Raw genomic sequence first — 14,879 nt, 5'->3', positions numbered from 1 at the left:
GTTCTCGAAGTCCACCAGAGAATGAGCTTTCTAAACTCCGAAGCCGTCGAAAAAAGCGGGTAGGCAGTGCCTGCACAAATTGAGTGCAACCATTTCAACTCTTGCGCGTTCGGCGGGATTGTCTTTCGCGTTTAGCGCGTTTGCATGCCGATCATGTCGCTGCTCCCTCCGCGGACCTTGCCGGCACCCCCTCGGGCGTGCGGAACAAAAGGCCCGCCAGCAGCGGATTGGGAAAGCGGCGCTCCACCGTCACCGCCAGGAACACCTCGGTGATGCCCGGCAGCGGGCCGGCCTCGACCAGCACGCCGTTCGCCAGTTCGTCCCGCACCACGATCGGCGGAATGACGGCGAGCCCCGCGTCCTCGCGGGCCAGCAGGCGGATCATCGTCATGTCGTCGACCTCCGCGGCGATGCGCGGGACGACGCCGAGCCGCGCGGCCAGCACGTCGAAAGCGGCGCGGATCGCCGTCTCGCGCGTCGGCAGCACCAAAGGTTCGTGCGCCAGCAGGTCGACCAGCGGCCGGTCGCGCCCGGCCCGTGCCGGCGTGCCGATCAGGCTCGCCGCCTGCTCGGCGATGCGGTGGACGAGATAGCGGCGGGCCTCGTCGCGCGCCGGCGCGACATTGGTCAGCACCACGTCCAGCGCCAGCGTTTCCAGCCCGGCCAGCAGTTCCGTCTGGCTGCCCGAGCGCACCACCACGTCGACATCCGGCTTGCCGATGACCGGCATCAGAAACGCGATCTGCAGGTTGCGCGACAGGGTGCTGAGCGCGCCGACCCGCAGGGCGCGCGGCTTCTGCCCGCCGCCCTTCAGCGTCGCCGACAGGTCCTCGGCGGTGCGAAAGATCGCCTGCGCATGGTCGAGCGCGATGCGCCCGGCCTCGGTCAGCACCAGCCCGCGGCCGCGCCGCTCGAAGAGATCGTGCCCCAGCGCCCCCTCCAGCGCCTTGACCTGCGCCGACAGCGCCGAGGCCGACAGGTTGAGCCGGCGCGCGGCGCCGGTCAGCGTCCCGTCCTCGGCCACCGCGCTGAACAGGCGCAGGTGATGGAGGTTGAGCGCCGGCATCGTCCTCTCCCACGGATCGTTCTATCAAACAGAATGATATCCGCTTAAATATGTAATTTTCTTGAACATTGGCAAGCGCTATCTCCGGCCCCGTCCTTGCTGTCCGGAGATCCCCGATGTTCCCCACCGCGCTCGCGCCCCTGCCGCTGCTGATCCTTGCCGCCTTCGCTCTCGCCCGTCCCGGCCGTCGCCCCGGCGCGTTTCCGGCACTGGCGGAGGGCGCGGCGCTCGTCGCCCTCGCCCTTGCCCTTGCCGGCGGCGTCTGGCTGGCGCTCAGCGGCCCGGCGACGCTCGGCATCGGTAGCGGTCCTCTCGCCCCGGCGCTTGGCCTCGACACGGTGTCGGCGGTGATGTCGGTGCTGGTCGCCTTCGTCGGCTGGGTGGTCTTGCGCTTCTCGCGCAGCTATCTCGACGGCGAGGCGCGGGAAGGCGCCTTCCACGGCCTGCTGCTCGCCGCCATCGCCGCCGTTCTGGTGCTGGTGCAGGCCGCCACCCTGCCGGTGCTGATCCTCAGCTTTACCCTTGTCGGCGCCTTGCTGCGGCACCTGCTGCTGTTCTACCGCGAGCGGCCGCAGGCCCGGCGGGCCGCGGCCAAGTTCACCCTCGCCTGGACCGCCGGCGACATCGCGCTCCTCCTTGCCGCGCTCGGCTTCTGGGCCGCCTTCGGCACGCTGTCGCTCGCCGGCATCAGTGAGGCCGCCCGGGGCGGCGACATGCCGCCTGCCGCCGACATCGCCGTGCTGCTGGTCGTCCTTGCCGCGCTGCTGAAGACGGCGGCCTTTCCCCTGCACGGCTGGCTGACGGAGGTGATGGAGGCCCCGACCCCGGTCTCGGCGCTGCTGCATGCGGGCATCATCAATGCCGGCGGCCTGCTGCTGATCCGCCTTGCCGAGCCGGTGCAGGCAAGCCCCGCGGCGATGACGCTGCTGGTCATGCTCGGCGGCTTCTCGGCCCTGTTCGGCGCGCTGGTCATGCTGACCCAGAGCGCGGTGAAGACGGCGCTCGCCTGGTCGACGGTCGCGCAGATGGGTTTCATGCTGCTGCAATGCGGCCTCGGCCTGTGGCCGCTCGCCCTGCTGCACATCGTCGCCCACTCGCTCTACAAGGCGCATGCCTTCCTCTCCTCGGGCACTGCCGTGCGCGCCGTAGCGGCGACGCGGCGGCCGGGGCCGGTCGCCGCGCCCGGCCTTGCCGCGGTGGCGCGGGCCTTCCTGCTCGCGCTCGCTCTTTATGCAACCGTCGCCGGTGCCTTCTCGCTGCTGCCGCTGGAGAAGTCGACCCAGGCGCTGGCGCTCGGCGCGATCCTGATCTTCGGCGTCGCCTATCTGGTGGCGCAGGGACTGGCCGATGCCGCCCCCGCCGCCCTCACCCGCAAGACGGCGACAGCCTCGGTCGCGGCCGCCATCGGCTATTTCGGCTTCCATGTGCTGGCCGGGCTGGTCGTGGGCAGCGAGTTGCCCGCCCCGCCGCAGGCCGGCCCGCTGGAATGGGCGCTGATCGTCCTGGCGCTCGCCTCCTTCGGCGGCGTCGCCATCGCCCAGGCGCTGTTCCCGCATTGGGCGCACCACCCGGCGACGGCGGGCCTGCGGGTCCACTTCGCCAACGGCTTCTATGTCAATGCAACGGTCGACCGCCTGATCGGCGGCTTCCGGACGCCCTCCTCGACCTGATCCGCCCCAATCAGCCCAGCAATCCGCAGGACCACCCCGATGCTCACGCCTCCGACTTCCCTTGCCATCCCGCAGGTCACCGCCCTGCTCGCGGCCGCCAACCGCGCCGCCCAGCGGGTGCCGCCGGCCTTCCCGCTGCAGGCGACCGTCGCCGTCAACCCGTTCCTCGGCCAGACCGGCGAGGACATGGCCACCGCCGCCGCGCGCCTTGCCCGGGTCGCCGGCAGCGACATCGTGCCCGCGCGCAGTCTGCATGCCGATGCGCTGGCCTCTGGCGAGATTTCCGATCAGGACCTCAAGGACGCGCTCGACGCCGCGCCCTTTTCCGGCAAGCCGGCGGATGTCGAGGCGTTGCGGGCGCAGCTTGCGCAACCCGCTGCCGCCCCCGCGCCGCTGCCGACGCTCGCCGATCTTGCCGCGCGCGCGGCCGGCACCGACTGGCCGGAGATCGTCGCCCGCACCACCGGGCTATGGGCGGCCGGCCATTTCGACCGGGGCCAGGCGCTGTGGACGCCGGCGCCGGGCCGCTCCGCCTTCGCCGCCTGGCGGGAGTGGGCGCAGCATGATCTGACGCCGGAGCTTGCCGGCCTTGCCGGCTTCTGCCGGCATGTCGCCGCCTGTCCCGACACGCCGGAGCGGGCGATCCTGCGCGCGGCAACGACGCTCGGTGTGACGGGTGCCGCGGCCGAAACCCTGTTCCACCGGCTGCTGGTCGATCTCGGCGGCTGGGCCCAGCATGCCCGCTACCTGCTGTGGCAGGCGGAGCTTGCGGGCGCCAGCGACGCCACGCTCACCGACCTTCTCGCCATCCGGCTGGTCTTCGAGGAGGCGCTGTTCCTCAGTTTCGGCGAGGCCGTGGCGCAGGACTGGCAGGGCGTGCTCGCCGCCCATGCCGAGGTGCCCGAACCCACCGCCGACCAGATCGCCGACGCCATCCTGCAGGAGGCGGCCGAGCGCTCGTTCCAGCGGCGGCTTTCCGTCCGTCTCCAGGCGCCTGCGATAGCGACGACCGACGGTCGCCCGGCCCTTCAGGCGGCGTTCTGCATCGACGTGCGCTCGGAAGTGTTCCGGCGGGCCTTGGAAAGCCTCGATGCCGGCATCGACACGCTCGGCTTTGCCGGCTTCTTCGGCCTGCCGGTCGCCCACCATCCGCATGGCTCGGTGGAGAGCGAGGCGCATCTTCCCGTGCTGCTGACGCCCGGCATGACCTCCACCGCCCAGCTTCCGCCGCAGGCGGAAACGGAAGGGCGGATCAAGGCTCGGGCGCGGCGGGCGTGGAACCGGTTCCGGCAGGCCGCCGTCTCCTCCTTCGCCTTTGTGGAGGCCGCCGGCCCGCTCTATGCGGCAAAGCTCGTGCGCGACGCGCTGGCGCTGGCGCCCACCCATCACCATGACCATCATGACCATCACGGCTGCGCGCCGCGGCTCGACCCGGCGCTCACCGCCCGGCAAAAGGCCGAGACGGCGGCGACCGTGCTGAAGGCGATGTCGATGACGCAGGGCCACGCCCGGCTGGTGCTGCTGCTCGGCCATGGTGCCAGCACCACCAACAACCCGCAGGAGAGCGCCTATCATTGCGGTGCCTGCGGCGGCCACACCGGCGAAGTCTCGGCGCGGCTGCTGGCGCAGCTTCTCAACGATACTGAGACCCGCACCGGCCTTGCCGAGAGGGGCCTTGCGATCGCCGACGACACGCTGTTCGTCGCCGGCCTGCACGACACCACCACCGACCAGGTGACGCTCTTTGCCGAGGACGCACCGTCCGGCGAGCACGCCGACGATCTCGCCTTCGCGCGGGAAAAACTCGCCGAGGCGGGGCGGCTTGCGCGGATCGAGCGGGCCGCCCGGCTGCCGGGCGCCAGCCACGACCGGCTGGCCTTGCGGGCGCGCAACTGGGCCGAGACCCGGCCCGAATGGGGGCTTGCCGGCTGCTCCGCCTTCATCGCCGCGCCGCGCGGCGTCACCGCCGGCGTCGACCTTGGCGGGCGCGCCTTCCTGCATTCCTATGACTGGCGGGCGGACGAGGGCATGCAGGTGCTGGAGTTGATCCTCACCGCGCCGGTGGTCGTGGCGAGCTGGATCTCGCTGCAATATTACGGCTCGACCGTGGCGCCCGACCTGTTCGGCAGCGGCAACAAGCTGCTGCACAATGTCGTCGGCGGCATCGGCGTCGTCGAGGGCAATGGCGGGCGGCTGCGCGCCGGCCTGCCCTGGCAGGCGGTCAGCGACGGTGCCCGGCTGATGCACGAGCCGCTGCGGCTGTCGGTGCTGGTCGAGGCCCCGCGCGCGGCGGTGCACGACGTCCTTGCCCGGCACGAGGATTTGCGCGCCCTGTTCGACAGGGGCTGGATGCACCTGCTGCTGCTGGAAGACGGCAAGGTCGCGACGCGCTACCGGCCCGGCCTTGCCTGGCAGGAGGTCGCGGGCGAGCGGCGCGACGCGGCGTGAGGCCCGTCACTCCCCTTGCCTACGCGGCGTGAAGCCGCGTCACTCGTCAATCATCCTGATAATCGCGCACGTAACGCTCGAACCCGTCGACCAGCGCCAGCGCCTCGGGGCCGAGCTTGTCGCCATGCGGCTTGATGATCGAATATTCGAAGCGGTCGACGATCTCGACCGGGCGCATCACCCCGCCCATGCGCATGTGATCGCGGGCGGTGAAGGCATCGACGATGCCGACGCCGAGCCCGCGCATCACCAGGGCCGAGACGATATGCGACAGGTAGGATTTCAGCTTCTGCACCGGCGGCCGGCGCATCTTGGCGAACAGCCGGTCGAAGGCACGGCCCGACATGGTGGAGTCCACGAAGCCGACGAAGTCGACGCCGGCAAGGTCCTCCTCGCGGATGACGTCCCGCGCGCCGAGCGGGTGGCCGGGCGGGGCGATGAAGCGGAACGGCACCGAGCCGGTGCCGATCACATCGACCTCGTGCTTGTGGCGCGTGGGGATGCCGAAGCCGACCTGGCACTGGCGCAGCGCCACCTGCCGCACCACCGGCAGCGTCGTCATCGCCAGGAACTCGCCGCGAAACTCGGGCCGCTCCTGCGACAGCAGCGCGATCACGCCGGGCAGCGCCGACTGGGCGATCGCCGGGGCGGCGGCGATGGTCAGCGTCGCCCGGTAGCCCTGGCGGATCTGCGTCGCCGCCCGCTCGATCTGCCCCAGGCCGACGAAGCTGCGCTCGACTTCCGTCCACAGTTCGTGCGCCTCGCGGGTGGCGACGACGCGCCCGCCCCTGCGGCTGAACAGCGGCAGTTGCAGCCGCTCCTCCAGGTCGCGGATCAGCCGGCTGACGGCGGGCTGCGAGATCGCCATCTCGTCGGCGGCGGCGGAGACGGTGCCCGCCCGCATCACGCAGCGGAAGGCTTCCAGGGAGCGTTGCGACAGGGGGGAGCTCATAACATTTCCGCATAAGCGTGGAAGAAAACGGTATTTGCCTTATACCCGGCGCCTTCGCACTGTGACAACAGGCCACAGTCTGGAGGGGCAAGGTGAGCACGGCAGACGATCGCCGGCAGGTGCCGGCAAGCACGCAGGTCGTTGTCATCGGCGGAGGCATCGTCGGTGTCTGCACCGCCCTCTTCCTCGCCGAAAAGGGCATTCCCGTCGTCCTGTGCGAGAAGGGCCGCATCGCCGGCGAACAGTCCTCGCGCAACTGGGGCTGGATCCGCAAGGCCGGCCGCGACAGCCGCGAATTGCAGTTGATGATCGAGAGCGCCGCCATGTGGCGCGATCTCGCCCCGCGCCTTGGCGAGGACATCGGCTACGGCATTCGCGGCACCACCTATGTCGCCGCCGACGAGGCGGAACTGGCAAAGCACGAGGACTGGCTGCGCGACAATGCCGGCTTCGACCACGGCGCGCGCCTGCTGAGCCCGCAGGAGACCGACGACCTTCTCAAGCGCAACGACCGGCAGTTCGTCGGCGCCCTGCACACGCCGTCCGACGCCACCGCCGAACCCACCCTCGCCGTGCCGGCGATGGCGCGCTACGCCGCCCGCCTCGGCGCGACGATCATCGAGGGCTGCGCGGTGCGCTCGGTCGAGCGCGCCGGCGGCAAGGTCCGCTCCGTCGTCACCGAGCATGGCGAGATCGCCTGCCAGAGCGTGGTGCTGGCCGGCGGCGTGTGGTCGCGCACCTTCCTGGAAAATCTCGGCCTGTCGCTGCCGCAGCTCGCGGTGAAATCCTCGGTCCTGCGCACCACGGCCGGCCCCGAGGTGATTGCCGGCACCATCGGCGCCACCAGGGCCTCGCTGCGCCGGCGCGCCGACGGCGGCTACACCATCGCCCGTGCGGGCGCGGCGGAGTTCCAGCTCGTGCCGGCCGCCTTCCGCCATTTCGTCGACTTCCTGCCGATCCTCGCCGACCGCTGGCGCATCATGAAGGTCCGCCTCAGCGGCGACTTCTTCGGCCCGCTCGGCCGCCATCGCTGGCAGGCCGACGAGGTCACCCCGTTCGAAGAGGTGCGGGTGATGGACCCGGCGCCGGACGCCCGCCTGCTGCGCGACGTGCTGGCCTCGGCCAAGACCCTGCATCCGCGCCTCGACGGGGTCGAGATCGCCGAGACCTGGGGCGGGTTGATCGACGTCCTGCCGGACGAGATCCCCGTCGTCGACGAGCCCGCCGGCTGGTCCGGCCTCGTCATCGCCACCGGCCTCTCCGGCCACGGCTTCGGCATCGGCCCCGGCGTTGCCCGCCTGGTGGTCCAGCGGATCGAGGGCGAGGCGCCGCTGGTCGACACGAAGCCCTTCGCCTACACCCGTTTCGGCAGAAAATCGAAGGCGGCCGCATGACCTCACCCGCCCTCGCCACGCCCGACGTGCTCGTCATCGGCGCCGGTATCACCGGCACCGCGGCAGCGCTCGAGGTCGCCGGGGCGGGCGCGAGTGTGGAGGTGATCGACGCCTACGGCCCCGCCGCCATGGCCTCGGGCTGGACGCTGGCCGGCGTGCGCCAGTCGGGCCGCCATCCGGCGGAGCTGCCGCTGGCGCTGGCCGCCGTCGAGCTCTGGCAGGATCTTCACGAACATCTCGGCGCGCCGACCGGCTATCGCCGCTCCGGCAACCTGCGCCTTGCCCGCACGGATGCGGAAGTCGCGACGATCCGCGCGCTGGTCGAGGACCAGACCCGGGCCGGCCTGCAGCTCTCCTTCCTGCCGGACCTTTCCAGCGTGCGCGAGATCGCCCCGGCGCTCTCCGACCGGGTGCTCGCCGCCTCCTTCTGCCCGTCCGACGGTCATGCCGACCCGATAGCCACCGTCACCGCCTATGCGAGCCGCGCCGAGAGCCTCGGCGCCCGCCTTGCCTTCGGCGAGCGCGTCCTGCGGCTGGAGACGGACGGCACGCGCGTCCTGCGCGTCGTCACCGACCGCCGCACCTTGAGCCCCGGCACGGTGCTGATCGCCGCCGGCGTCCTCGTCAACGAGTTGCTCGTCCCGCTGGACCACCCCATTCCCCTGCGCCGGCCGATGGTGACGGTGCTGCGCAGCACCCCCTGCCGGCCGATGCTCACCCCCGTGCTCGGCGTCGCCAATGCCAACATGGCGGCCCGCCAGGAGAACGACGGGCGCATGCGGGTGACCAGCGGCATGGAGGACTGGGCCGGCGAGATCGTCGAGACCGGCGGACGCCCCACCATCCGCCCGCGCATGCGCGCCATCCAGGAGACCATTGCCAAGGTCGCCGAGGTGCTGCCGGGCTTCGCCGAGGTGGAACTGGCCGAGTGCTGGGCCGGCGCGCTCGACCTGACGCCGGACGCGCTGCCCGTCATCGACCGGCTGCCCGGCCTCGACAATGCCGTCGTCGCCGCCGGCTTTTCCGGCCATGGCTTCGGCATCGGCCCGGTCACCGGCGCCATTGCCGGCCGCATCGCGCTCGGCCGCGATCCCGGCCACGACGTGTCCGCCTTCCGCTATGGCCGCTTCGCCGCGCAGTCCGGCCCGGACGCGCCGCTCACCCTGCACGGATAGAGGAGACGTCAATGCTCGATCCCGAAGGCCGCGTGGTGATGGTGTCCGGCGCCAGCCGGGGGATCGGGCTGGCGATCACCCGCAAGCTGCTCGACACCGGCTACAGCGTCAGCGCCGGCGCGCGGAACCCGGATGCGCTCGCCGAACTCTTGGCCGATGCGCCGGGCGACCGGTTGCTCTGCGCCCGCTATGACGCCGCCGACCGCGCCTCGCACGAGGCCTGGCTCGCCGCGACGCTCGCCCGCTTCGGCCGGCTCGACGGGCTGGTCAACAATGCCGGCACCTCCAACAGTTTCTCCATCGAGAGCGGCGAGGAGGAAGACCTCGACGCGCTGTGGACCATCAACGTCAAGGGGCCGCTGTTCCTGACGCGGGCCTGCCTGCCGCATCTGAAGGCCGCCGGCAGCGGCCGGGTGATCAATGTCGCCTCGCTGTCGGGCAAGCGCGTGCGCAACGAGAACGTTGCCTATAACATGACCAAACACGCCTTGATGGCGCTGACCCATGGCACCCGCCGCATCGGCTGGGACCACGGCGTGCGCGCCACCGCCATCTGCCCGAGTTTCGTCGCAACGGATCTGACCGACGGGATCACCAAGATCGCGCGGGAGGAGATGATCCATCCCGACGACTTCGCCGAGATTGCCGCCCTGGCGCTGGCCCTGCCGAATACGGCAGCCATGGCGGAAATGCTGGTAAACTGCCGGCTCGAAGACACGCTGTGAGGAGCAGCGTCACAACAACAGGGCCCCATAGACAAAACAAGACCAACAACGACCAGAGGACAGGACCATGAAAACCGGACTGGGAATTGCACTCGCAGCCTTGCTGGCGACAGGACAGGCCTATGCCGCCGGAACGACGCTGAATGTCGGCATGGCGAGCGCCGATGCCGGCAAGCTCGACCCGCATGTGGCGACCTCGACCCCCGACAAGGGCCTCCTTCACTGGATGTTCAACGGCCTGGTGCGGATCAAGCCGGGCGAGGCCAATCCGGAGTTCATCGAGCCGGACATCGCCACGAGCTGGACCACCTCCGAGGATGGCCTGACCTGGGTCTTCTCCCTGCGCGACGACGTGAAATGCCACGGCGACTACGGCACGATCGACGCGGAGGCCGTCGTCTATTCGCTGAACCGCTCGGCCAATGCCGACATTTCCGCCTTCGCCAAGGACTATGCGGCGTTCGAGAGCGTCGAGGCCACCGGCCCGCTGGAAGTCACCATCAAGCTCAAGAACAAGATCCCGAGCCTGCTCGGCCTCCTGGTGCCGTATCATGGCGGCAACATCGTCTGCAAGGACGCGGTCGAGGCGCTCGGCGACGAGTTCCAGCGCACCCCGATCGGCACCGGCCCCTTCATGTTCGCCGAATACCAGCCGCAGCAATATGTGAAGCTGGTCGCCAATCCGGACTACTTCCGCGGCGAGCCGAAGATCAAGGAGATCTTCTACCGCTACATCCCCTCCGACTCCTCGCGTGACCTGGCCTTCCAGGCCGGCGAAGTCGACATGATCTACGGCAAGCAGGAGCAGACCTGGGTCGAGCGCATCAAGCAGGTGCCGGGCGCCGTCGTCTCGGTGATGACGCCGGGCGAAATGTCGGTCATCCACCTCAACATGAAGATGCCGCCGCTCGACGATCTGCGCGTGCGCCAGGCCGTCGCCCATGCGATCAGCCGCGATGCCATGGTCCAGTTCAAGGGACCGGACGTCACGCTGGCGGCGCTCTCGCCGGTGCCGGAAGGCAATCTCGGCTTCACCGACGATGTGCCGATCTACGAGTATTCGGTGGAGAAGGCCAAGGCCCTGCTCGCCGAGGCCGGCCATCCGGACGGGGTGACGATCAAGGCGATCCACACCACGCTGCCGGGCATGCTCACCACCATGGAGGCGATCCAGGCCCTGCTGCGCGAGGCGAGCATCAACCTGGAGATCGAGACCGTCGAGCACGCGACGTTCCACGAGCAGATCCGCAAGGACATGAGCCAGGTGACGCATTACGCCGCCGCGCGCTTCCCGGTGGCCGACGTCTACCTCTCGCAGTTCTACCATTCGGCCGCCATCGTCGGCACGCCGACGGCCGTCGCCAACTTCTCGCATTGCGCGGTCGCCGATGCGGAGATCGAGGCGGCACGGGTCGAGGGCGACCTGCAGAAGCAGCTCGAGTACTGGGCCGAGGCCCAGCGCAAGATCATGGCAGAGGTCTGCGTCGTGCCGATCGTGCAGAGCATGCAGCTGTGGGCGTGGAAGGACACGCTCGACCTCGGCGTCGAGGTGAACGGCTCGCTGAACCTCAGCCCGCCCGTCACCGAAGCCGCGTCCTTCTCGCAGTGAGAAGCGACGCGTAAGCTCCGCACCGGGCGGCCGCAAGGCCGCTCCGGCAAGTGACGACGCTGCTTCCGCCGGCCGCCCGGCGTGCCCGGCGGGGGCAGCGATCTCATCCGCCATGGCAGGAGACCCGTGCAAGCGGGCCGTCCCGCCCATCGGCGACGGAGGCTCGCCTACATGACCGCATTCGTTCTCAAGCGACTTGGCTTCGCGGCGATCACGCTGTTCGCCGTGCTGACCATCGTCTTCTTCATCGTCCGCGTGCTGCCGGGCGATCCCGCCATGGCGATCCTTGGCGACCAGGCCAGCCAGTCGGCGCTGGAGGCCTTGCGCGTGCGCCTCGGCCTCGACGTGCCGCTCTACCAGCAGTATTTCGTCTTTCTCGGCGGCGTCGTGGTCGGCGACTGGGGCGTCTCCATGGTTTCCGGCCGGCCGGTGATCGAGGAGATCCTCAAGGTCCTCCCCGCCACCATCGAACTCACCGTCGCCTCGCTGATCCTCGGCATCGTCGTCGGCGTGCCCATCGGCGTGTGGTCGGCGGTGCGGCGCAACAAGCTGCCGGACTATCTCGCCCGCATCGGCTCGCTGCTCGGCCTGTCGTTCCCGGCCTTCGTCTCGGCGGTGCTGCTGCTCCTGTTCTTCTCGATCCACCTGCGCTGGTTCCCGGTGATCAGCTCGGGCCAGGGCAGCGGCCTTGCCGACCGGCTGCGCGATCTCGCCCTGCCGGCGATCAATCTCGGCCTGATCATGGCCGCCTACATCACCCGCGTCACCCGCTCGGCGATGCTGGAGGTGCTGAACCAGGACTATGTGCGCACGGCCAGGGCCAAGGGCCTCGCCTTCGCGATCATCGTCTGGCGGCATTGCCTGCGCAACGCCCTGATCCCGGTGGTCACCGTCGTCGGCCTCTATCTCGGCATCCTGATCGGCAATTCGGTGCTGACCGAGATCGTCTTCAACCGCCCCGGTCTCGGCAAGCTGATCGTCGGCGCGCTCAACCAGCGCGACTACACGATGCTGCAGGGCATGATGGTCATCTACACGCTGATCGTCGTGCTGGTGAACCTGATCACCGACCTGACCTATGGCCTGATCGACCCGAGGATCAAATACTCATGACGACCCAGCCGAGCGCCGCGACCGGCCAACGCCCGTCGCGCATGACCTATTACCGCCTCGCGATCGCGACGGTGCTTTCGGGTCTGTTCAACGCCTTCAACGCCAACAAGACCTCGTGGGTCGGCCTTGCCGTGTTCCTGATCGTCGCGCTGCTGGCGATCCTGGCGCCGGTGATCGCCCCTTACGATCCCCTGCAGCAGAACATCCTCTACCGCCTCAGGCCGCCGACGGACGCGCATTGGTTCGGCACCGACTACTATGGCCGCGACACGCTCTCGCGCATCCTGTGGGGCGCCCGCATCTCGCTGACCATCGGGTTGCTCGCCATCGGCTCGGCGATGATCATCGGCACGCTGATCGGCCTGATCGCCGGCTATTTCGGCGGCCGCACGGACCTTCTCATCATGCAGGTGATGGACGTGCTGCTGGCCTTCCCCTCGCTGATCCTCGGCCTGATCGTCGTCGCCATGCTCGGCCCGTCGGTCGCCAATCTCGTCATCGCCATCTCGCTCACCGCGATCCCGCCGTTTGCGCGCATCGCCCGGGCGCCGACCATCGCGGTCAAGAACCGCGAGTTCATCGAGGCCGGCCACGCGCTCGGCTATTCGCATCTGCGGCTGATGTTCCGCCACATCCTGCCGAACATCGCGCCGGAAGTGCTGGTGATGGGCTCGCTGTGGCTCGCCACCGCCATCCGCGTCGAGGCCTCGCTCGCCTTCATCGGCCTTGGCGTCAATCCGCCGACGGCCACCTGGGGCGGCATGATCCGCGAGGGCTTCGAGAACATTCTCGACAGTTTCTGGCTGGCCCTCTTCCCCTCGCTGGCGATCCTCGTCGTCGTCTTCTCTCTCAACCTTCTGGGCGACGGCCTGCGCGATGCGGTCGACCCGCGACTGAAGGGGGAACAATGACCGAGCCCGTTCTCAAGGTCGAAGGCCTCACCACCTCCTTCCGCATCGACGGCGCCTTCGTGCCGGTGGTGCGCAATCTCGACTTCACCATCGACACCGGCGAGACCGTCGCCATCGTCGGCGAATCCGGCTCCGGCAAGTCGGTCACCGCGCTGTCGATCATGCGGCTGCTGCAGGAAGGCTCGAGCCGCATCGAGGGTTCGGTGCGCCTGTCCGGACGCGATCTCCTCGCGCTCGACGAGGCGGCGATGCGCGACGTGCGCGGCGGCGACATCGGCATGATCTTCCAGGAGCCGATGACCAGCCTCAATCCGGTGCTGAAGATCGGCTTCCAGATCGCCGAGGTGCTGCGCCGGCATCGCGACATGAGCCAGGCGCAGGCCGAGGCGGAGGTGCTGCGGCTGTTCGACCTGGTGCGCATTCCCGACGCGAAACGGCGGATCGGCGAGTACCCGCATTCCTTCTCCGGCGGCATGCGCCAGCGGGCGATGATCGCCATGGCGCTCGCCTGCCAGCCGAAGCTCTTGATCGCCGACGAGCCGACCACCGCGCTCGACGTCACCATCCAGGCGCAGATCCTCCAGCTCATCCGCGACTTGCAGGGCGAGATCGGCATGGCGGTGATGTTCATCACCCATGACATGGGCGTCGTCGCCGAGATCTCCGACCGGGTCGTCGTCATGCTGCGCGGCGACAAGGTGGAGGAAGCCCCCGTCGGCCGGCTGTTCGCCGCGCCCGAGCACCCCTATACCAAGATGCTGCTCGGCGCCGTGCCCCGTCTCGGCGGGCTCGGCGACACCAAGACGCCGCGCCGCTTCCCCAGGCTCGACGACACCGGCGCCGGCCCCGAGCCCGACAACGAGCCGGACCTGCGCGGCGCGCCGCTCCTGGAGGTGCGCAACCTGACGACGCGGTTCTCCGTGCGCGGCGGGCTGCTCAACCGGCCGGTCGGCAATGTCCATGCGGTCGAAGACGTGTCGCTGACGCTTGCCGCCGGCGAGACGCTGGCGCTGGTCGGGGAATCGGGCTGCGGCAAGTCGACGACGGGCCGCTCGATCCTGCGGCTGGTGCAGCCGGCCGGCGGCGAGATCCTGTTCGAGGGCAAGGACCTGATGGCCGCGAGCCATGCCGAACTGCGCCTTGCCCGCCAGCGGCTGCAGATGATCTTCCAGGACCCCTACGGCTCGCTCAACCCGCGCCAGGCGGTCGGCTCGGCGATTGCCGAACCGATCCGCGTGCACGGGCTCCTGCCGGACGAGGCGATCCCCGACCGGGTCAACGAGCTGCTGCGCCTCGTCGGGCTGAAGGAGGAGCACGCGCTGCGCTTCCCGCACGAGTTCTCCGGTGGCCAGCGCCAGCGCATCTGCATCGCCCGCAGCCTGGCGCTGTCGCCGAAGATGATCGTCGCCGACGAATCCGTCTCCGCGCTCGACGCCTCGATCAAGGCGCAGGTGGTCAACCTGATGCTCGACCTGCAGCGGGAGCTCGGCCTTGCCTACCTCTTCATCAGCCACGACATCGCCGTGGTCGAGCGGGTCAGCCACCGCATCGCCGTGATGCTGCTCGGCGAGATCGTCGAGATCGGCCCGCGCGACGCGGTGCTGCGCAACCCGCAGCACCCCTACACCAAGAAGCTGATCGAGGCGGTGCCGGTGCCCGATCCCGCCGACAAGCGCCAGCGCGGCGGGCTGCTCACCGACGAGTTGAAGAGCCCGGTGCGCGCCCTCGACTGGGCCCGCCCGCCCTCGCGCATGTATCCGGTCGGCGAGGGCCACATGGTGCGGGAGTTCTGAAAATTGACCGAACGGGGACCGGC

The 14,879-nt window shown here is 69.7% G+C and carries 11 protein-coding genes; 9 read left to right on the top strand and 2 right to left on the bottom strand.

Annotation, left to right across the window (positions count from 1 at the left end; all coding sequences use genetic code 11):
• Positions 1-151: 151 nt before the first annotated feature.
• Entirely contained in the window at positions 152-1,066 is a 915-nt protein-coding gene (locus TSB10P1A_RS03695; RefSeq protein ID WP_186386549.1) for a LysR family transcriptional regulator, read from the bottom strand.
• 116 nt (positions 1,067-1,182) lie between these two features.
• Between TSB10P1A_RS03695 and TSB10P1A_RS03690 the strand changes: the two genes are divergently transcribed.
• The gene (locus TSB10P1A_RS03690; RefSeq protein WP_186386548.1) at positions 1,183-2,736 is read left to right on the top strand and encodes a proton-conducting transporter membrane subunit; all 1,554 of its coding nucleotides are present in this window, start codon (positions 1,183-1,185) and stop codon (positions 2,734-2,736) included.
• Positions 2,737-2,775: 39 nt separating this feature from the next.
• The gene (locus TSB10P1A_RS03685; protein WP_186386547.1) at positions 2,776-5,184 is read left to right on the top strand and encodes a YbcC family protein; all 2,409 of its coding nucleotides are present in this window, start codon (positions 2,776-2,778) and stop codon (positions 5,182-5,184) included.
• A 46-nt stretch (positions 5,185-5,230) separates the two neighbouring features.
• On the opposite strand, the gene TSB10P1A_RS03680 is transcribed toward TSB10P1A_RS03685, so the two are convergent.
• A complete protein-coding gene (locus TSB10P1A_RS03680) occupies positions 5,231-6,136 on the bottom strand; it encodes a LysR family transcriptional regulator (RefSeq protein ID WP_186386546.1) in 906 nt (301 codons plus the stop codon).
• A 92-nt stretch (positions 6,137-6,228) separates the two neighbouring features.
• Between TSB10P1A_RS03680 and TSB10P1A_RS03675 the strand changes: the two genes are divergently transcribed.
• The 7 genes from TSB10P1A_RS03675 to TSB10P1A_RS03645 all read left to right on the top strand — a co-directional run bounded on the left by TSB10P1A_RS03675 (position 6,229) and on the right by TSB10P1A_RS03645 (position 14,856).
• Complete coding sequence (locus TSB10P1A_RS03675) at positions 6,229-7,530, top strand: FAD-binding oxidoreductase (protein ID WP_186386545.1); 1,302 nt, start codon at positions 6,229-6,231, stop codon at positions 7,528-7,530.
• Positions 7,527-8,705, top strand: a complete 1,179-nt coding sequence (locus TSB10P1A_RS03670) for an FAD-binding oxidoreductase (protein WP_186386544.1) — start codon at positions 7,527-7,529, stop codon at positions 8,703-8,705. The genes TSB10P1A_RS03675 and TSB10P1A_RS03670 overlap by 4 nt, the downstream gene beginning before the upstream one ends.
• A gap of 11 nt (positions 8,706-8,716) precedes the next feature.
• Entirely contained in the window at positions 8,717-9,430 is a 714-nt protein-coding gene (locus tag TSB10P1A_RS03665) for an SDR family NAD(P)-dependent oxidoreductase (RefSeq protein WP_186386543.1), read from the top strand.
• A 67-nt stretch (positions 9,431-9,497) separates the two neighbouring features.
• Positions 9,498-11,039, top strand: a complete 1,542-nt coding sequence (locus TSB10P1A_RS03660; protein ID WP_186386542.1) for an ABC transporter substrate-binding protein — start codon at positions 9,498-9,500, stop codon at positions 11,037-11,039.
• 171 nt (positions 11,040-11,210) lie between these two features.
• Positions 11,211-12,152, top strand: a complete 942-nt coding sequence (locus TSB10P1A_RS03655; protein ID WP_186386541.1) for an ABC transporter permease — start codon at positions 11,211-11,213, stop codon at positions 12,150-12,152.
• On the top strand, positions 12,149-13,063 hold the full coding sequence (locus tag TSB10P1A_RS03650; RefSeq protein WP_244292958.1) for an ABC transporter permease: 915 nt from the start codon (positions 12,149-12,151) through the stop codon (positions 13,061-13,063). Before TSB10P1A_RS03655 ends, TSB10P1A_RS03650 begins: the two co-directional genes overlap by 4 nt.
• Positions 13,060-14,856 (top strand): ABC transporter ATP-binding protein, encoded by a 1,797-nt coding sequence (locus TSB10P1A_RS03645; protein ID WP_186386540.1) that lies wholly within the window; start codon positions 13,060-13,062, stop codon positions 14,854-14,856. The genes TSB10P1A_RS03650 and TSB10P1A_RS03645 overlap by 4 nt, the downstream gene beginning before the upstream one ends.
• Positions 14,857-14,879: the final 23 nt, after the last annotated feature.

It is taken from the genome of Stappia sp. TSB10P1A, from assembly GCF_900185725.1.
In the GTDB taxonomy this organism is placed as follows: Bacteria; Pseudomonadota; Alphaproteobacteria; order Rhizobiales; family Stappiaceae; genus Stappia.
This window is presented reverse-complemented; position numbering and strand designations above follow the sequence as displayed.

Coding starts and splice junctions, on each gene's coding strand:
- TSB10P1A_RS03680 (WP_186386546.1), bottom strand. CDS start 6,136: ATGAGCTCCCCCCTGTCGCAACGCTCCCTGGAAGCCTTCCGCTGCGTG.
- TSB10P1A_RS03665 (WP_186386543.1), top strand. CDS start 8,717: ATGCTCGATCCCGAAGGCCGCGTGGTGATGGTGTCCGGCGCCAGCCGG.
- TSB10P1A_RS03650 (WP_244292958.1), top strand. CDS start 12,149: ATGACGACCCAGCCGAGCGCCGCGACCGGCCAACGCCCGTCGCGCATG.
- TSB10P1A_RS03685 (WP_186386547.1), top strand. CDS start 2,776: ATGCTCACGCCTCCGACTTCCCTTGCCATCCCGCAGGTCACCGCCCTG.
- TSB10P1A_RS03695 (WP_186386549.1), bottom strand. CDS start 1,066: ATGCCGGCGCTCAACCTCCATCACCTGCGCCTGTTCAGCGCGGTGGCC.
- TSB10P1A_RS03690 (WP_186386548.1), top strand. CDS start 1,183: ATGTTCCCCACCGCGCTCGCGCCCCTGCCGCTGCTGATCCTTGCCGCC.
- TSB10P1A_RS03655 (WP_186386541.1), top strand. CDS start 11,211: ATGACCGCATTCGTTCTCAAGCGACTTGGCTTCGCGGCGATCACGCTG.
- TSB10P1A_RS03645 (WP_186386540.1), top strand. CDS start 13,060: ATGACCGAGCCCGTTCTCAAGGTCGAAGGCCTCACCACCTCCTTCCGC.
- TSB10P1A_RS03660 (WP_186386542.1), top strand. CDS start 9,498: ATGAAAACCGGACTGGGAATTGCACTCGCAGCCTTGCTGGCGACAGGA.
- TSB10P1A_RS03670 (WP_186386544.1), top strand. CDS start 7,527: ATGACCTCACCCGCCCTCGCCACGCCCGACGTGCTCGTCATCGGCGCC.